The organism is Sphingomicrobium nitratireducens, assembly GCF_026157035.1.
GTDB classification, from domain to species: Bacteria; Pseudomonadota; Alphaproteobacteria; order Sphingomonadales; family Sphingomonadaceae; genus Sphingomicrobium; species Sphingomicrobium nitratireducens.
Window position 1 is genome coordinate 873,195 of the sequence record NZ_JANJZA010000001.1, and the last position, 17,767, is coordinate 890,961.

Consider the following 17,767-nt stretch of genomic DNA (forward strand, 5'->3'; position numbering starts at 1 on the left):
TGAATTTCGAAAGACGATTGCCATGCGTGCCGAGGCACAGGCCCTTGCCGACCAGATCAACGCAGCCACCGCGCTGCTGCGCCGCTTCCTCGACTGGGACAAGGCGTCGAAGCGGCTCGACGAGCTCAATGCCAAGGTCGAGGACCCGACGCTTTGGGACGATCCCAAGGCGGCGCAGGAGCTGATGCGCGAACGCGGTCGCCTCGACGAGGCGATGAAGGCGACGCGCGCGATCGAGAAGGATCTCGCCGACACGCTCGAACTGATGGAAATGGCCGAGATGGAAGGCGACGAGGGGCTGGTCGACGATGCGGTCGCCTCGCTCGAGCAACTCGCCGCGCGCGCCGAGAAGGACAAGGTGGCGGCGCTGCTGGCAGGCGAGGCCGATGCCAACAACGCCTATGTCGAGGTCAATGCGGGCGCAGGCGGGACCGAAAGTCAGGATTGGGCCGAGATGCTCCAGCGCATGTACACACGCTGGGCCGAGCGGCGCGGGATGAAGGTCGAACTGATCGACCATCACGCGGGCGAGCAGGCGGGCATCAAGTCGGCGACGCTGCTGCTGAAGGGCGAGAACGCCTACGGCTACGCCAAGACCGAAAGCGGCGTGCACCGCCTCGTGCGCATCTCGCCCTACGACAGCTCGGCGCGGCGCCACACCAGCTTTTCCAGCGTGTGGGTCTATCCCGAAGTCGACGACGACATCGATATCGATATCGTTGAGAGCGACCTTCGCATCGACACGTATCGTGCCTCGGGCGCGGGCGGGCAGCATGTCAACACGACCGACAGCGCGGTGCGCATCACGCACGTGCCGACGGGGATCGTCGTCGCCTGCCAGAACCAGCGTTCGCAGCACAAGAACAAGGCTGAGGCGATGAAGCAGCTCAAGGCGCGCCTCTACGAGGCCGAGCTGCAGAAGCGCGAGGAAGAGGCCAACGCCGCCAACGCGTCCAAGACCGACATCGGCTGGGGGCACCAGATCCGCTCCTACGTCCTCCAGCCCTACCAGCTGGTCAAGGACCTTCGCACCGGCGTCACCTCGACAGCGCCTGGCGACGTTCTCGACGGCGATCTCGACAAGTTCATGGCCGCCGCCCTGTCGCAGCGCGTCACGGGCGAAAAGGTCGACGTGGAAGATGTCGACTAGGTTCGTCCTTGCCTCGCTGTTCGCGCTCGCGCTCGGCGCGTGCCGCGGGGACGCGCGCGAGGCGAACGACGGGTTCCCCGAGCCGCGCCGCGACGTCGCGCCGATCGTCTCCGATCGTTTCTCGACCGAGGACGCGCGCGACCGGCTGGGCGAGGCCGAGGAAGTGATGACGCTGGCGGGCGTGAGCGAGGGCATGGTCGTCGCCGACATCGGGGCGGGCGAGGGCTATTACACGGTGCGCCTGTCGCGCGCGGTGGGCGAGACGGGCCGCGTGCTCGCGCAGGACATTGTCCCCGAGGTGCGCGATGCCCTCGTGCGTCGCATCCAGCGCGAGGAACTCGACAATGTCGCGGTGCGGCTCGGCGCACCCGAGGACCCGCGGCTGCCCGAGGGAAGCTTCGACCGTATCTTCCTCGTCCATATGTATCACGAGGTTACCGAGCCCTACGAGTTCCTGTGGAACCTGCGCGCGGGGCTGGCCGAAAAGGGCGAGGTGATCGTGGTCGATGCCGACCGGCCCATCAAGCGCCACGGCATGCCGCCCGCGCGGCTCGATTGCGAGTTCGCCGCGCTCGGGCTGAAGCCCGTCCGCCGTGCGGAAATCGCGGGCGCGGACGCCTACTTCACGGCCTTCGTGATCGCCTCGCCGCGACCCGAGCCGCGGGACATCGAGCCCTGCACCTGAACGCTTGCGCGACAAGGTCAACCGGCTAGGCTGCGACCATGCGTCAATATCTCGATCTCATGCAGCGAATCCTCGACGAGGGCGCGGTCCAGGCCGACCGCACCGGGGTCGGCACCCTGTCCGTGTTCGGCGCGCAGATGCGCTTCGACCTCTCCAAGGGCTTTCCGCTGCTGACCACCAAGAAGTTGCACCTGCGTTCGATCATCGTCGAACTCCTGTGGTTCCTCAGGGGCGACACCAACGTGCGCTACCTGCAGGACCGCAAGGTCAGCATCTGGGACGAATGGGCCGACGAGCAGGGTGACCTGGGTCCGGTCTACGGCAAGCAGTGGCGGCGCTTCGAGGGCGGCAACGGACGCACCGTCGACCAGATCGCCGAGCTGGTCGACCTGATCCGCAAGGATCCCGCCTCGCGCCGCCAGGTCGTGAGCGCGTGGAACCCTGCCGAGCAGCCCGAGATGGCGCTCGCGCCGTGCCACTGCCTGTTCCAGACCCATGTCGCGAACGGCAAGCTGTCTCTCCAGCTTTACCAGCGCTCGGCCGACTTCTTCCTCGGCGTGCCGTTCAACATCGCTTCCTACGCGCTGCTGACGCACATGCTTGCCCGGGAGACCGGGAACGAGGTCGGCGACTTCGTGTGGACCGGCGGGGACGTCCACCTCTATTCGAACCACGTCGAACAGGCCCGCGAGCAACTGTCCCGCGACCCGCGTTCGCTTCCCACGCTGGTAATCGCGGATCGCGGCCAGGGACTGTTCGACTACGAACCCGAGGATTTTTCGTTCAAGGACTACGATCCGCATCCCCACATCAAGGCACCGGTTGCGGTCTGACGGTCGCACGGACAAGGCGTTTCGCCGCCGCTTGTTGACGAAGCGAAACTATTTCGGTGCCTCTCGCGTTCAGCGACTACCACAACAGGAGATGTCGCATGATCCGCAAGATTCTGATGCCGCTGATGGCCACTGGCCTGCTCACCCTGGCCGCCTGCAACACCGTGCAGGGCGTGGGCCAGGATATCGAATCCGCCGGTCAGTGCGGTGAAGACGTGCTGGAAGGCCAGGACTGCTAGTCCCGCTTCTTTTCATTACAGCAAAAGCCTCGTCGCGCTTCGTCGCGGCGGGGCTTTTTCCTGCCCGGTGGGCCGGTTCAGCCGACATCAAGGTCGCGAAGGGGAAGCTAGGGGTGCCGGACCGTCGAACAAGGCTTTACGCCGGCGGTTTCGATTTGCCATGAGTTGGGCGAGACATCGCTAACGGAGTTGTACCAATGCAGAAGATCATGACCGTCCTCCTCCTCGGAACCGCGCTCACGCTGGCCGCGTGCAACACGGTGCGCGGAGCGGGCCAGGACCTCCAGTCGGCCGCCAATGCGACCGAGGACGCGATCAACTAGGGATCGCACCGACCACAAGAAAAAGGCCCCGCAGCTTTTGCTGCGGGGCCTCTTTTTTTTGCCCGAGGGCGGAGAGGGGACGCAGGGCGCCCCCGCGCCCTTATTCCTCGGTCGCGTAGTTGCCGGCGTCGGCGTCGGTGCCTTCGCCCGACGGCACGACCTCTGCCAGCGGATCCTTGACCGTGTCGGCCGGGTCCTTGGCGAGTTCGGCTTCGTGCTCGGCTTCGGCGGTCGCCGCCATCGCCTCGGCCAGCTTCTTCTGCTGGGCGCGCAGCGCCGCGTCACGCGACGATGCGGCAATGCGCATGCGGTTCATGCCCGCGCCGGTACCCGCCGGGATGAGGCGGCCGACGATCACGTTCTCCTTGAGACCGTTGAGCGTGTCGACCTTGCCCTGGACCGACGCCTCGGTGAGGACGCGGGTGGTTTCCTGGAACGAGGCCGCCGAGATGAAGCTGCGGGTTTGCAGCGACGCCTTGGTGATGCCGAGCAGGATGGGCACGCCCGACGCCTTCTTCTTGCGCGGGGCAAGCTTGGCGTTGGCCTCGTCCATCTCCTCGCGATCGACCTGTTCGCCCGGCAGCAGCGTGGTGTCGCCGCCGTCGGTGATCTCGACCTTCTGCAGCATCTGGCGAACGATCACCTCGATGTGCTTGTCGTTGATCTTCACGCCCTGGAGTCGATAGACTTCTTGGATCTCGTTGACGAGATACTCGGCCAGCGCCTCCACGCCCATCACCTCGAGGATGTCGTGTGGATCGGGCGAGCCGGCGACGAGGTTGTCGCCCTTCTTCACGAAATCGCCTTCCTGCACGTCGATCACCTTGGCCTTGGGAATCAGGTACTCGACCGCATCGCCGCCATCCTCGGGGATGATCGCGACCTTGCGCTTGGCCTTGTAGTCGCGGACGAAGGTGAACTTGCCCGAGACCTTGGCGATGACCGCATTGTCCTTGGGCTTGCGCGCCTCGAACAGTTCGGCGACGCGCGGCAGACCGCCGGTGATGTCGCGGGTCTTGGCGGCTTCGCGCGGAAGACGCGCCAGCACCGTGCCGGCCTCGACCTTCTGGCCGTCCTCGACCGCGACGATCGCGCCGATGGCGAGGCGATAGACGCCCGCCTCGTCGTCCTTGTCACCGGTCAGGGTGAGGCGCGGACGCAGGTCGTCCTTCTTCGACTTGGCCTGGTTCTCGACGACCACGCGCTGGGTAATACCGGTCGATTCGTCGGTCTGCTCGGTCAGCGTCTTGCCGTCGACCAGATCCTGATACTTCACGGTACCCGCACGCTCGGTGATGACCGGGCTGAACGAGGGATCCCACTCGGCGATCTTGTCGCCGCGGCTGACGATGTGCCCGTTCTCGAAGATCAGGTGCGCACCGTAGGGGATCTTGTGGGTCGAAAGTTCGCGACCATCCATGTCGAGGATCGCGGCTTCGCCGGAACGCGACAGCGAAAGGTGACGGCCCTTCGCATCGACGATCGTGGGCATGTCGCGATATTCGAGCGTGCCGTCGACCGGCGCCTCGAGGTTCGACTGCTCGTTGAGCTGCGCCGCACCGCCGATGTGGAAGGTCCGCATCGTGAGCTGCGTGCCCGGCTCGCCGATCGACTGCGCCGCGATGACGCCGACCGCTTCGCCGATGTTCACCGGCGTACCGCGGGCGAGGTCGCGCCCGTAGCACTTGGCGCACACGCCCTGCTTGCTCTCGCAGATCAGCGGCGAGCGGATCTTGAGCGACTGGACGCCCAGATCGTCGAACTGACGGACCATCGCCTCGTCGAGCAGGCTGCCCGACTTGATCGCGACCTTGTCGGTCTTGGGATCGACGATGTCCTCGGCGATGGTGCGGCCCAGCACGCGCTCCGCCAGCGAGGCGATGGTGGTGCCGCCCTGGACGATGGCGCGCATCTCGAGCGCGTTCGAGGTCTTGCAGTCCGGTTCGATCACGACGCAGTCCTGCGACACGTCGACGAGACGGCGGGTCAGGTAACCCGAGTTCGCCGTCTTGAGCGCGGTGTCCGCGAGACCCTTGCGGGCGCCGTGGGTCGAGTTGAAGTATTCAAGGACGGTCAGGCCTTCCTTGAAGTTTGAGATGATCGGCGTTTCGATGATCTCGCCCGACGGCTTGGCCATCAGGCCGCGCATGCCGGCGAGCTGCTTGATCTGCGCCTGGCTACCACGCGCACCCGAGTGGGCCATCATGTAGATCGAGTTGACCGGGCTTTCGCGGCCGTCCTCGTCCTTCTTGATCGCCTGGATCTCGGCCATCATCTCGCTCGCCACCTGGTCGCCGCAACGGCTCCAGGCGTCGATCACCTTGTTGTACTTTTCCTGCTGGGTGATGAGGCCGTCCTGGTACTGCTGCTCGTAGTCGGCAACCAGCGAACGGGTCTCGTCGACCAGCTTTTCCTTCGCCGCGGGGATGACCATGTCGTCCTTGCCGAACGAGATGCCCGCCTTGAACGCGTGACGGAAGCCGAGCCCCATGATGTGGTCGGCAAAGATCACGGTCTCCTTCTGGCCGGTGTGACGATAGACCTCGTCGATCACCTCGCCGATGTCCTTCTTCGTCAAGAGCTTGTTGACCGTCTCGAAGGGCACCTTGTGCGACTTGGGCAGCGTCTCGCCGAGCAGCATGCGGCCCGGCGTGGTCTCGAAACGGACCATCTGCTCGACACCGTCCTCGCCGACCTGCGGCACGCGGGCGATGATCTTCGTGTGCAGCGTCACCGCACCGACGTTGAGGGCCTGGTGGACCTCGGTCATGTCGGTGAAGATCGACCCTTCGCCCGGCTCGCCTTCCTTCTCCATCGAGAGGTAGTAGAGGCCCAGCACCATGTCCTGCGAAGGCACGATGATCGGCTTGCCGTTGGCGGGCGAGAGGATGTTGTTGGTCGACATCATCAGGACGCGCGCTTCCAGCTGCGCTTCGAGCGACAGCGGGACGTGCACGGCCATCTGGTCACCGTCGAAGTCGGCGTTGAACGCGGCGCAGACCAGCGGGTGCAGCTGGATCGCCTTGCCCTCGATGAGGACCGGCTCGAACGCCTGAATGCCGAGGCGGTGGAGCGTCGGGGCGCGGTTGAGGAGTACGGGGTGCTCGCGAATGACTTCGTCGAGGATGTCCCAGACTTCCTTGCGCTCCTTTTCGACCCACTTCTTAGCCTGCTTGAGGGTCATCGAGAGACCCTTGGCGTCGAGGCGCGAGTAGATGAACGGCTTGAACAGCTCGAGCGCCATCTTCTTGGGCAGGCCGCACTGGTGCAGCTTGAGTTCCGGGCCGGTCACGATGACCGAACGACCCGAATAGTCGACGCGCTTGCCGAGCAGGTTCTGACGGAAGCGGCCCTGCTTGCCCTTGAGCATGTCGCTGAGCGACTTCAGAGGGCGCTTGTTGGCACCGGTGATGGTGCGGCCGCGGCGGCCGTTGTCGAACAACGCGTCCACGGCTTCCTGCAGCATGCGCTTCTCGTTGCGCACGATGATGTCGGGCGCGCGCAGCTCCATGAGGCGCTTCAATCGGTTGTTACGGTTGATCACGCGGCGATACAGGTCGTTGAGATCCGACGTCGCGAAGCGGCCGCCGTCGAGCGGGACCAGCGGGCGAAGATCGGGCGGGATGACCGGGATCACCTCGAGGATCATCCACTCGGGGCGATTGCCCGAATCGATGAAGCTCTCGACGACCTTCAGGCGCTTGATGATCTTCTTGGGCTTGAGCGTCGACTTGGTGGTCTCGAGTTCCTCCATGAGGTCCTCGCGCTCGCGCTCCAGGTCGAGATCCATCAGCATCTGGCGAACGGCTTCGGCGCCGATGCCGGCCGAGAATGCGTCCTCGCCGAACTCGTCCTGCGCCTCGAGGAGCTCGTCCTCGGTCAGGAGCTGGTACTTCTCGAGGCTGGTGAGGCCCGGCTCGATGACTACGTAGCTTTCGAAGTAGAGCACGCGCTCGAGCTGCTTGAGCTGCATGTCGAGCAGCAGGCCGATACGGCTGGGCAGCGACTTCAAGTACCAGATGTGGGCGACCGGCGCGGCGAGCTCGATGTGGCCCATGCGCTCGCGGCGGACCTTCGAGACGGTGACTTCGACACCGCATTTCTCGCACACGATGCCCTTGTACTTCATGCGCTTGTACTTGCCGCACAGGCACTCGTAGTCCTTGATCGGACCGAAGATGCGCGCGCAGAACAGGCCGTCACGTTCGGGCTTGAACGTACGGTAGTTGATCGTTTCCGGCTTCTTGATCTCGCCGAACGACCAAGAGCGGATCTTGTCGGGCGACGCGATGCCGATCTTGATCTGGTCGAAGGTTTCCGGCTTCGCGGCGGGGTTGGTGAAGTTGGTCAGCTCGTTCATTCTTTAGCGTCCTTTCAGCCCCCGGCACTGCGGCCGGGGGTTCCGGAAATCCTCGTTACTCGGCGGCGATGGCGGCGGTGCCATCTTCGTCTTCGTCGTCGTCACTGATGTCGACGAGGTCGACCGACATGCCGAGCGAACGCATTTCCTTGACCAGCACGTTGAAGCTTTCGGGAATGCCGGCCTCGAACGTGTCGTCGCCCTTGACGATCGCCTCGTAGACCTTGGTGCGGCCGACCACGTCGTCGGACTTCACCGTGAGCATTTCCTGCAGCGTGTAGGCGGCGCCGTAGGCCTGGAGCGCCCAGACCTCCATTTCGCCGAAGCGCTGGCCGCCGAACTGGGCCTTGCCGCCCAGCGGCTGCTGGGTGACGAGGCTGTACGGCCCGATCGAGCGCGCGTGGATCTTGTCGTCGACCAGGTGGTGCAGCTTGAGCATGTAGATGATGCCCACGGTCACCTTGCGGTCGAATGCCTCGCCGGTACGGCCGTCATACAGCGTCGACTGGCCCGAGCTGTCGATGCCGGCCTTGACCAGCATGTCGGACACGTCGCTCTCGCGCGCGCCGTCGAACACGGGGGTGCCCATCGGGACACCGCCGACGAGGTGACCCGCCAGCTCCATGACCTTGTCGTCGTCGCGCTCGTCGATCGCCTTGTGGTAGGCGTCGCCGTAGACGTCCTTGAGCTTCTCGCGAACCTCCTTGATGTCCTTCTTGGCGACGTCCTTGCCGCGATGATGAATGTCCTCGAGCATCGCGCCAATCTGCTGGCCGAGACCGCGCGCGGCCCAGCCGAGGTGCGTCTCGAAGATCTGCCCGACGTTCATGCGCGACGGCACGCCCAGCGGGTTCAACACGATGTCGGCATGGGTCCCGTCCTCGAGGAACGGCATGTCCTCGACGGGCAGGATGCGCGAGATGACGCCCTTGTTGCCGTGACGGCCGGCCATCTTGTCGCCCGGCTGCAGCTTGCGCTTCACCGCGACGAACACCTTGACCATCTTGAGCACGCCCGGGGGCAGCTCGTCACCGGCTTCCAGCTTGCCGACGCGGTCCTCGAAGCGCGCGTTGATCGCCCCGGCCGCTTCTTCGTACTGCGCCTTCATCGCCTCGAGATCGGCCTGGCGAGCATCGTCCTTGACGGCAATCTTCCACCAATCCTTGGTCTCGACACCCTCGAGCATCGCGGCGTCGATAGTCGCGCCCTTCTTTATGCCCTTGGGAACCGCGGTCGCGGTCTGACCGACGAGCATCTCCTGGAGACGCTTGAAGGTAGCGCGGTTGAGGATCGCCTTCTCGTCGTTGGCGTCCTTCTTGAGGCGCTCCTTCTCCTCCGACTGGATCGCACGGGTGCGGTCGTCGATGTCGATGCCGTGACGGTTGAAGGTGCGCACGTCGACGATCGTGCCGGCGACTCCCGGGGGCAGACGCAGCGAGGTATCGCGAACGTCCGACGCCTTCTCGCCGAAGATGGCGCGAAGCAGCTTCTCTTCCGGCGTCATCGGGCTTTCGCCCTTGGGCGTGATCTTGCCGACGAGGATGTCGCCCGGCTCGACCTCGGCCCCGATGTAGACGATGCCCGCCTCGTCGAGGTTGCGCAGCGCTTCTTCGCCGACGTTGGGAATGTCACGGGTGATGTCTTCGGGGCCCAGCTTGGTGTCGCGGGCCATGACCTCGAATTCCTCGATGTGGATCGAGGTGAAGACGTCGTCCTTCACGATGCGTTCGGAGATGAGGATCGAGTCCTCGTAGTTGTAGCCGTTCCACGGCATGAACGCGACGAGCACGTTACGGCCGAGTGCGAGCTCGCCGAACTGGGTCGAGGGACCGTCGGCAATGATCTCGCCGCGCTCGACCGTGTCACCGACCTTCACCAGCGGGCGCTGGTTGATGCAGGTGTTCTGGTTGGAACGCTGGAACTTCATCAGCGTGTAGATGTCGACGCCCGATTCGCCCGCATGCAAGTCCTCGGTGACGCGCACGACGATACGGGTCGCGTCGACCTGGTCGACCACGCCCGAACGCTTGGCGGCGATCGCCGCACCGGAATCGCGCGCGACCGTCTCTTCCATGCCGGTTCCCACGAGCGGGGCGTCGGCCTGAACCAGCGGCACCGCCTGGCGCTGCATGTTCGAGCCCATCAGCGCGCGGTTGGCGTCGTCGTTCTCGAGGAACGGGATCAGCGAGGCCGCGACCGACACCAGCTGCTTGGGGCTGACGTCCATCAGGGTGATGGTCTCGCGCTGCGCCATCAGGAATTCGCCGGCCTGGCGGCTCGACACGATTTCCTCGACGAAGCTGCCGTCCTTGTTCAGCTCGGCGTTGGCCTGCGCGATGGTGTGCTTCTGCTCTTCCATCGCCGACAGGTAGACCACCTCGTTGGTGACCTTGTGATCCTTCACCACGCGATACGGCGTCTCGATGAAGCCGTACTTGTTGACGCGGCTGAAGCTGGCGAGCGAGTTGATGAGGCCGATGTTCGGACCTTCCGGCGTCTCGATCGGGCAGATGCGGCCGTAGTGCGTCGGGTGGACGTCGCGGACCTCGAAGCCCGCGCGCTCACGCGTGAGGCCGCCCGGGCCAAGCGCCGAGACGCGGCGCTTGTGAGTGACTTCCGACAGCGGGTTGGTCTGGTCCATGAACTGCGACAGCTGCGATGAGCCGAAGAATTCGCGCACCGCGGCAACCGCCGGCTTTGCGTTGATGAGGTCGTTGGGCATGACGGTCGAGACGTCGACCGAGCTCATGCGCTCCTTGACCGCGCGCTCCATGCGCAGGAGGCCAACGCGATACTGGTTCTCGAGCAACTCGCCGACCGAACGCACGCGGCGGTTGGCGAGGTTGTCGATGTCGTCGATCTCGCCCTTGCCGTCCTTGAGGTCGACGAGCGTCTTGACGACCGCGAGAATGTCCTCGCGGCGCAGCGTGGTGACCGTGTCCTCGGCGTCGAGGTCGAGGCGCATGTTGAGCTTCACGCGGCCGACGGCCGAGAGATCGTAGCGCTCGGGATCGAAGAACAGGCCGAAGAAAAGCGCGTCCGCGGTCTCGCGGGTGGGCGGCTCGCCCGGGCGCATCACGCGATAGATGTCGGCCAGCGCCTGGTCGGTATCCTCGGCCTTGTCGGCCTGGAGCGTGTTGCGGATCCACGGACCGGTGTTGACGTAGTCGATGTCGAGCAGTTCGAGGCGGTCGATGCCGGCCTTCTCGAGCTTCTCGAGATTCTCGGCCGAGACTTCCTCGCCGGCCTCGATGTAGATCTCGCCGGTCTTCTCGTTGATGAGGTCGTAGGCCGAGAAGCGACCGAAGATTTCCTCGGTCGGGATGATCAGTGCCTTGAGGCCGTCATTCTCGGCCTTCTTGGCCTTGCGCGGAGTGATCTTTTCGCCCGCCGCGAAGACGATCTCGCCCGACTTGGCGTCGGCGATGTCGAACGCCGGCTTCTGGCCGCGCCAGGCTTCCGCCTTGTAGGGAATTTCCCAGCCGTTCTTGCCACGCACGTAGCTGACCGTGTCGTAGAAGTAGGAGAGGATTTCTTCGCCGTTGAGGCCAAGCGCGTAGAGCAGCGTGGTGACCGGCAGCTTGCGCTTGCGGTCGATACGCACGTTGACGATGTCCTTGGCGTCGAACTCGAAGTCGAGCCACGAACCGCGATAGGGAATGACGCGCGCGGCGAAGAGATACTTGCCGCTCGAGTGGGTCTTGCCGCGGTCATGGTCGAACAGCACGCCCGGCGAACGGTGCATCTGCGAGACGATGACGCGCTCGGTGCCGTTGACGATGAAGGTGCCGTTGTCCGTCATCAGCGGCATGTCGCCCATGTAGACGTCCTGCTCCTTGATATCGATGACCGACTTGGCGTCGGTGTCGGGATCGATCTCGAAGCTGGTGAGGCGCAGGGTGACGCGCATCGGGGCGGCGAAGGTCAGGCCACGCTGGCGGCACTCGTCGGTGTCGAACTTGGGTTCTTCGAGCTCGTAGCCGTCGAAGTCGAGGTGCGCGGTGCCCGCGAAATCCTGGATCGGGAAGACGCTGCGCAGCGTCTTTTCCAGACCCGAGACATAGCCCGTTTCCTTGTCCGAGCGGAGGAACTGCTCGTAGCTTTCACGCTGAACCTCGATGAGGTTCGGCATCTCGCTGATTTCGTGGATGTTGCCGAAAATCTTGCGGATACGGCGGGCCTTGGTCGAGCCGGCCTTCACCGCCGGCACGTCTTTCGCTTTGGTTGCCATTTGCTTCCCTGCGCTGTCGAAGGGCGCGACGAGAGGTTCGCGGGCCTTCGGTTCAAAGTCCTGCGCGGTTCCTGGCGCTCCTTCTCCCATTCGTGCAGGCCGTGCGCGGTTGGCCCGTGTCCCGGAGAAGGCAGGAAAGCCCCGGACGCACGAACCCGTGCGGCGGAGCCACATGTCTTGGATAACCCCGATATAGCGCTTGTGGCGCCAAGTGCAAGAGCGTGCACGGCTTTTCCCGACGATGGACGATGCACGCAGGTTTAACCTGTGCTAAACCTGCGGCGAACGTACCCAAGCGGAAGGTCGGCATGACGCGTATCACCTTGACGATCCTTGCGGCAATCGCGCTGGCGAGCGCGCCTGCCGGTGCCGACGCGGCATCGGATGCCGGGCAGCGGGTCGTGGCGCTCGGCGACCTCCATGGCGACTATGACGCCTATATCGACATCGTCGCTGCAGCGGGCCTGGTCGATGCCGACGGCCACTGGTCGGGCGGAAGCACGGTGTTCGTCCAGCTGGGCGACGTCACCGATCGAGGGCCGTCTTCGCGAAAGATCATCGAGCACCTGCGCACGCTCGACACCGAGGCCGAAGCGGCTGGCGGCGACGTTGTCGTGCTGGCCGGGAATCACGAGGCGATGAACGTGATCGGTGACCTGCGCTACGTCCACCCGGGCGAATATGCCGCCTTCGTCACCGACGACAGCAAGAAATTGCGCGACAAGACGTTCGCTGCCAACGAGGGCGCGATCACCGCGATCGTCCACCAACAGAAACCCGACGCGTCCGAAGACGAAGTGCGCGACCTGTGGATGGCCGCGCACCCGCTCGGAAAGCTGGAGCATCGCGCGGCCTGGGCTCCGGGCGGCGACTATGGGCGTTGGGCGGCCGGGCTTCCCACCATCGCTAAGATCGGGAACAGCCTGTTCGTCCATGGCGGCATCAGTGCTGAGGCGAGCGAGCGTACGATCGACCAGCTCAACGTCGCCGTTTCGGAAGCGATGACGACGGGCGAGGCTGAATCGATCCTGACCGACCCGCTCGGCCCGCTCTGGTATCGCGGCAACGTGGTGCGCGAGGCCCCGGCAGCACCCGACGCCGCGCCTGCTGCCGACGCGCCGCCGCCGCGGCCTTCCGTCGAAGAGGAATTGGCGTTGGTACTCGACCGGTACGGCGCGGAGCGGCTGGTGGTCGCGCACACGCCGCGCCGCAAGGGAATCGGAGCGAGCCTGGGTGGACGGCTGGTGCGGATCGATACCGGCATCTCGGCCCATTATGGCGGCCCGCGTACCTATCTCGAACTGGTCGGCGGACACGCCTACGCGATCGAAAAGCAGGACGGCGAATGGGTTCGCCGTACCCTGCCCCAACCGGGGGACATGTAATGAAGCGTCTTCTTTCCGCACTGGTCGGGGCCGCAGGACTTGCCGCTTCGCCCGCCCTGGCTGCCGACGATCCGCTGTTCGCCAGCGACGACGTTCTCCAGCTGACCATCAAGGGCCCGATCAGCACGATCGCCAAGAATGCCGCGGAGTCCACGCGGCCCTATGACGCCACGCTGCAGGTCGGCGCGGAGGCGCTGCCCATCCAGCTTTCGGCGCGCGGCCTTTCCAGGCGCAACAAGATACTGTGCACCTTCCCGCCGCTGCGGGTCGATCTCAAGGCCAAGGCACCCGACAATTCGGTGATGAAGGGCCAGAAGCGGCTGAAGCTCGTGACGCACTGCCGCGACAATTCGGTCTACCAGCAGGTCGCGATGCGCGAATATGCCGCCTATCGGCTCTACAACGCGCTCACGCCGGAAAGCCTCAGGGTTCGGCTCGCCAACATCCGCTACGTCGACCCCGACGGGAAGGAGGTAGCGACCCGCTACGGCTTCTTTATCGAGGACATTGACGACCTCGCCAAGCGCATGAGCGGCAAGGAAGTCGAGGTCGCGCGTATCGGCATCAGCGCGCTCGATACGGGCGATGCGGCGCGTTACGAGCTGTTCCAGTACATGATCGGCAATACCGACTGGTCGATGCTTCAGGGCCCCGGCGGGCGCTGCTGCCACAACAGCAAGCTGATCGGCGCCACGGTGACCGACCGCATGGGGCTGACGCCGGTGCCGTACGACTTCGACCAGTCGGGGCTGGTCGACGCGCCCTACGCGATCCCGTCCGAGCAGTTGAAGATCCGCAGCGTGCGCCAGCGTTACTATTGGGGGCTGTGCGCGCACAACGGTGCGGTCAAGCGCGCGCGTCCCGAGTTCCTGGCGGCGCGGGGCACGCTCGTGTCGACCCTTTCCTCGCTCGCTGGGCTCGATGCCCGCGAGAAGAAGAAGATGCAGTCCTATCTGGACGATTTCTTCGACGATATCTCGAGCGAGGAATCGCTCGAAGGCAAGCTGCTGAAGACCTGCCGTTCGTAGACCGACAGGCGGCCCTTGCGAGTATCGCTGCCCTCGTCGGCGAGGACGACGCGCCCGTCGGGCATGACCGCAATCCCCTCGGTATGCGGATGGCGTCCTGCGGCGAGCCGGACGGTCGCGACGGGTTCGCCCTTTTCGTCGATCGCCACCATCATCCGGTCGCGTGCCGAGACAATCAGGAGACGCCCGGTCGATGCGTCCCATTCGAGTCCCGAAGGCCTGAAACCGTCCTGCTGGTCCTCGGGCATGATCGCGTCGAGCGGGACGGAAAGCCAGGGCGTTTCGGTTTCGAGGCGGCGCTGCCCGCCGATCGCCCAGCGGTAGATGTCGAGCCTCTTCGCGCCCTCGTCGCCGCGGAACCGCTTGCACAGGATGAGGAGGTGGTCGCGCTCGGGGGCCTGGCTGAGCCCCTCGATCTCGCAGCGCGGGCCGATCCCGGTATCGAACACGCGGTAGTCGACCCGGTCCCCGTGCCTTCCGGGCCTTGTCTCGTAAAGTAGCCCGTCGCTGGTGATGAGGAACAGGAGGTCGCCCGCCGCCGCAATTCCCTCGAAGTCGCCTTCGATGGTGGGGTCGCCCAGCGCAAAGACCCGCAACGTGCGCCCGCGCCTGATGTCGACCTCGAACACGATGGCGTGCTCGTCATTGTGGGTGAACACGCTGTTCGGTCCGGCGACCGCTAGGCCCGAGACTTCCTTGAGTGTGGCGGGGAGGGTGATCTGCACGCGGTCGCGCGGCTTGAGGTCGCACCCGGAAAGACCGAGCGCTAGGGCAATAGGCAGCCAGAGAAGCGCGCGGCGCATGCTCAGCCCTGCGTCTCCTCGTCGCCGTCGTCGACATCCCCTTCGTCGCGCCGATCCTCGTGGTTGTCGCGGAAGTAGCGGTGCGCGCCGGTCAGTCCGCCATAGTCGCCGAGCCAGAGGAACAGGATCGTGAAGTTGAACAGCACCGACATGACGAGCGCCACTTCGAGCGCGCCGATGCCTGCCGAAAGGCCGATGCCGATCGCGAGGAGGATGTAGAGCGCGTCTCCCGAGCTCTTGAGCGTGTTCCTGAACCGCACGCCGCCGACGATGCCGGCGAGGCTGAAGGCGAGGGCGAGGCTGTTGTGCACGATGACGACGATCGCGGTGACAGCGATGGGGATCACGATGATTGTCTCGACCAGCGACTGGTCATATTCCTTGCGCGCGCGGCTCGCCATGTAGGTCCAGCTGACGGGCAGGACGGTGAGGAGCGCCCCACCGATCGCGAATACCAGCCAGAGGAGGCTTTCGGTCAGGGTGCCGACACGGGTCGCGCCGATATCGATACTGTCGAACGGGTCGTCGCCGGGCCCGCGCAGCAGGTTCTCCGCACCGCCGATCGGCAGGAAATCGACGAAACCCGGGATCAGCGCGCTGGCGGCAAGAATGCTGCCGGTGACGACGAGGTAGAAGAGGGTAAGCGCCCAGGAAAGCCGCACTGCCCGCATCGCCCTTGTCTCCTCCCGCTTCGATGGAGCGGACTGTAGGGCAAGCGGGCGCGGCCCGCCACATCAATAAAATGGGTCAGCCGGCAGCGCGCAGCTTGGCGTCGGCAGCGATGATAGCGTCGGCTTCGCTGCGCGCTGCGACTGCGAAGGGGCAGTCCGCCATCACCGCACGGTCGCGACCTGCGGCCTTGGCCTGGTAGAGCGCCTCGTCGGCGCGCTGCAGGCATCGGTCGATCGCTTCGCCGGGAAGCCAGCGGGCAAGGCCCATGGAAGCGCTGATCCTTCCGTCATAACCTGCGGGGGAAGGGACGATGCGAAAGCGCGCGCCGATCGACACGGCAAGGTCGCGCACGCCCGGATCGTCGAGTCCGCGCACGAGGAGCACGAATTCCTCGCCACCGAGACGCGCGGCGATCGCCTTGTCGGGAAGCGCGTCGACCATCGAGGCGAGCAGGGCGCCGGTCGCGCGCAGGACGTGGTCGCCGCCGGCGTGCCCCGCCTTGTCGTTGACCTGCTTGAAATGGTCGAGATCGATGAGGATGGCCGCCCAGCTTTGCTCGTCGCCGGCCTCGAGGATCGCGCCGGTCCTGTCGAGGAAGGCGCGGCGGTTGGGCAGCGCGGTCAGCAAGTCGTGGCAGGCAAGGTGCTCCTTTTCCGCCACGGCGCTTTCGAGCACGGCATTGAGCGCGCCGAGCTGGTCCGCCAGCTGGCGGTTCTCGACGATCAGGCGCGCCGCAGACTGGCTCTCGCGCGTGAGCCCGCTCGAGCAGGCAACCACGGCCGCACCGATCGCAAGGACCGAGGCAACCGGTTCGAATCCGACCTCGATTGTCATCTTGACGAGCCATGCGGACACCGAAATCGAAAACCCGACCAGGAACGCCCACATTACGCGCGGAACCGGGGACGCGGTAGCGCTGATCATCGCGACGCCGGTGATGACGACGCCCGCGACCAGGGTGGCGGAAAGACCGCCCGACCCGTCGGGAGGGACGAACCACAAGAGGACGCCCCAGGTCAGCCCCGCGAACGCCATCCCGTAGGCGGTATTGTTGACCTCGCGGGTGACCGGTCGGTCGTGTTCGAGCGCTGCGACGATGCGGCGCGTGTTGAACGCCGTGATGCTGATCGCCACGACGCGAAGCGCGATGCCGATGGCGAGTGCCCGGCCGAACGAGGCGACGAAGGCGACGTAGCAGAGGATCGCGACGCCGAGAAAGTTGGCGACCACGGACGTGCGCACGCGCTCGACCATCGCGCGCAGGAAGGCGCGTTCGATCTCGCTGTCGTAGCGATCGGGTTGACTCACGTTCATTGCGGCCCTGCCTAACGACAAAGGCTTGCGAAGCCATGAACGCGGCGCACAAAAAACGGGCGTCCCGTAGGACGCCCGTCCCCCCCGAAAGGGGTTGGCCGGGAAGCTTTCCTAGCTGGTGACGGTGACCCGCGTCCCGATCCCGGTTTCGCCGAACAATTGCTCGGCAAATTCGTGGGGCAGGCGAATGCAGCCGTGACTGGCCGGGTAGCCCGGGATGCGGCCCGCATGCAGCGCGACACCGTCCCAGGTAAGCCGCTGCATGTAGGGCATCGAGGCGTCGTCGTAGAGGTTCGAATAATGTTCGACGTTCTTTTCGAGGATTTCGAACGTGCCGGTCGGGGTCTCGTGACCGGGCTTGCCGCTCGAAATCGTCGAGACGCCGACGAGAATGCCGCCCTTCGTCACGAACGCTTTCTGTTCGGACAGGTCGACCACGATCTCGGTGCGGCCATTGACCGCGTTGGCGTCGAGCCAGGCGTAGTCGCCGGGCGCGAGGTCGGTGGTGCCGAGCTGGTCGGCCATCGTGTCGACGAGCCGCGCGGTGGTGGACGCTGCGGCAAGCGCCTGATCCATCGTCTGGACAGGGGCTTCGGCGAACTCGAACGCGTCCTTTGCAGGCTGCGCATCGGCGGGCGTGGGATTGGTCATGGCGCCGACCAGGCCGAGCGAGGCCGTGGCCGCAAGCGCAAGGGCTAACGACTTCATGATACTGGCTCTTTTTCTGTTTCTGTTTGACCGAAC

Annotated in this window: 13 protein-coding genes; 7 read left to right on the top strand and 6 right to left on the bottom strand. The window is 65.2% G+C overall.

Features of this window, described 5'->3' with window-relative positions; genetic code table 11:
- The first annotated feature begins 22 nt into the window (after window positions 1-22).
- From prfB to NNY25_RS04440, 5 genes are all read left to right on the top strand, one after another.
- Window positions 23-1,150, top strand: coding sequence for a peptide chain release factor 2 (gene prfB / locus NNY25_RS04420; protein WP_265570140.1), 1,128 nt, complete (start codon window positions 23-25; stop codon window positions 1,148-1,150).
- Complete coding sequence (locus tag NNY25_RS04425) at window positions 1,140-1,835, top strand: class I SAM-dependent methyltransferase (protein WP_265570141.1); 696 nt, start codon at window positions 1,140-1,142, stop codon at window positions 1,833-1,835. Before prfB ends, NNY25_RS04425 begins: the two co-directional genes overlap by 11 nt.
- Before the next feature lie 38 nt (window positions 1,836-1,873).
- The gene (locus NNY25_RS04430) at window positions 1,874-2,668 is read left to right on the top strand and encodes a thymidylate synthase (protein ID WP_265570142.1); all 795 of its coding nucleotides are present in this window, start codon (window positions 1,874-1,876) and stop codon (window positions 2,666-2,668) included.
- 98 nt (window positions 2,669-2,766) lie between these two features.
- Window positions 2,767-2,907, top strand: a complete 141-nt coding sequence (locus tag NNY25_RS04435; protein WP_265570143.1) for an entericidin A/B family lipoprotein — start codon at window positions 2,767-2,769, stop codon at window positions 2,905-2,907.
- A gap of 197 nt (window positions 2,908-3,104) precedes the next feature.
- On the top strand, window positions 3,105-3,230 hold the full coding sequence (locus tag NNY25_RS04440) for an entericidin EcnAB (protein WP_265570144.1): 126 nt from the start codon (window positions 3,105-3,107) through the stop codon (window positions 3,228-3,230).
- 100 nt (window positions 3,231-3,330) lie between these two features.
- On the opposite strand, the gene rpoC is transcribed toward NNY25_RS04440, so the two are convergent.
- Both rpoC and rpoB read right to left on the bottom strand, forming a co-directional pair.
- Complete coding sequence (rpoC, locus tag NNY25_RS04445) at window positions 3,331-7,590, bottom strand: DNA-directed RNA polymerase subunit beta' (RefSeq protein ID WP_265570145.1); 4,260 nt, start codon at window positions 7,588-7,590, stop codon at window positions 3,331-3,333.
- A 55-nt stretch (window positions 7,591-7,645) separates the two neighbouring features.
- Window positions 7,646-11,821 (bottom strand): DNA-directed RNA polymerase subunit beta, encoded by a 4,176-nt coding sequence (rpoB, locus tag NNY25_RS04450; protein WP_265570146.1) that lies wholly within the window; start codon window positions 11,819-11,821, stop codon window positions 7,646-7,648.
- A 308-nt stretch (window positions 11,822-12,129) separates the two neighbouring features.
- Between rpoB and NNY25_RS04455 the strand changes: the two genes are divergently transcribed.
- Both NNY25_RS04455 and NNY25_RS04460 read left to right on the top strand, forming a co-directional pair.
- Complete coding sequence (locus NNY25_RS04455; protein ID WP_265570147.1) at window positions 12,130-13,206, top strand: metallophosphoesterase; 1,077 nt, start codon at window positions 12,130-12,132, stop codon at window positions 13,204-13,206.
- Window positions 13,206-14,234, top strand: a complete 1,029-nt coding sequence (locus NNY25_RS04460) for a hypothetical protein (protein ID WP_265570148.1) — start codon at window positions 13,206-13,208, stop codon at window positions 14,232-14,234. The genes NNY25_RS04455 and NNY25_RS04460 overlap by 1 nt, the downstream gene beginning before the upstream one ends.
- Here NNY25_RS04460 and NNY25_RS04465 read toward each other — a convergent pair.
- The 4 genes from NNY25_RS04465 to NNY25_RS04480 all read right to left on the bottom strand — a co-directional run bounded on the left by NNY25_RS04465 (window position 14,156) and on the right by NNY25_RS04480 (window position 17,731).
- Entirely contained in the window at window positions 14,156-15,037 is an 882-nt protein-coding gene (locus NNY25_RS04465; RefSeq protein ID WP_265570149.1) for an SdiA-regulated domain-containing protein, read from the bottom strand. The genes NNY25_RS04460 and NNY25_RS04465 overlap by 79 nt on opposite strands.
- Before the next feature lie 2 nt (window positions 15,038-15,039).
- Entirely contained in the window at window positions 15,040-15,699 is a 660-nt protein-coding gene (locus NNY25_RS11580) for a DUF4956 domain-containing protein (RefSeq protein ID WP_265570150.1), read from the bottom strand.
- A gap of 85 nt (window positions 15,700-15,784) precedes the next feature.
- Window positions 15,785-17,023, bottom strand: coding sequence for a GGDEF domain-containing protein (locus NNY25_RS04475; protein ID WP_265570151.1), 1,239 nt, complete (start codon window positions 17,021-17,023; stop codon window positions 15,785-15,787).
- 111 nt (window positions 17,024-17,134) lie between these two features.
- Window positions 17,135-17,731, bottom strand: coding sequence for a L,D-transpeptidase family protein (locus NNY25_RS04480; protein ID WP_338112476.1), 597 nt, complete (start codon window positions 17,729-17,731; stop codon window positions 17,135-17,137).
- Window positions 17,732-17,767: the final 36 nt, after the last annotated feature.

Bases quoted from the DNA above. Each gene is read 5' to 3' on its own strand.
- prfB (WP_265570140.1), top strand. From the start codon at position 23: ATGCGTGCCGAGGCACAGGCCCTTGCCGACCAGATCAACGCAGCCACC.
- NNY25_RS04425 (WP_265570141.1), top strand. From the start codon at position 1,140: ATGTCGACTAGGTTCGTCCTTGCCTCGCTGTTCGCGCTCGCGCTCGGC.
- NNY25_RS04430 (WP_265570142.1), top strand. From the start codon at position 1,874: ATGCGTCAATATCTCGATCTCATGCAGCGAATCCTCGACGAGGGCGCG.
- NNY25_RS04435 (WP_265570143.1), top strand. From the start codon at position 2,767: ATGATCCGCAAGATTCTGATGCCGCTGATGGCCACTGGCCTGCTCACC.
- NNY25_RS04440 (WP_265570144.1), top strand. From the start codon at position 3,105: ATGCAGAAGATCATGACCGTCCTCCTCCTCGGAACCGCGCTCACGCTG.
- rpoC (WP_265570145.1), bottom strand. From the start codon at position 7,590: ATGAACGAGCTGACCAACTTCACCAACCCCGCCGCGAAGCCGGAAACC.
- rpoB (WP_265570146.1), bottom strand. From the start codon at position 11,821: ATGGCAACCAAAGCGAAAGACGTGCCGGCGGTGAAGGCCGGCTCGACC.
- NNY25_RS04455 (WP_265570147.1), top strand. From the start codon at position 12,130: ATGACGCGTATCACCTTGACGATCCTTGCGGCAATCGCGCTGGCGAGC.
- NNY25_RS04460 (WP_265570148.1), top strand. From the start codon at position 13,206: ATGAAGCGTCTTCTTTCCGCACTGGTCGGGGCCGCAGGACTTGCCGCT.
- NNY25_RS04465 (WP_265570149.1), bottom strand. From the start codon at position 15,037: ATGCGCCGCGCGCTTCTCTGGCTGCCTATTGCCCTAGCGCTCGGTCTT.
- NNY25_RS04475 (WP_265570151.1), bottom strand. From the start codon at position 17,023: ATGAACGTGAGTCAACCCGATCGCTACGACAGCGAGATCGAACGCGCC.
- NNY25_RS04480 (WP_338112476.1), bottom strand. From the start codon at position 17,731: ATGAAGTCGTTAGCCCTTGCGCTTGCGGCCACGGCCTCGCTCGGCCTG.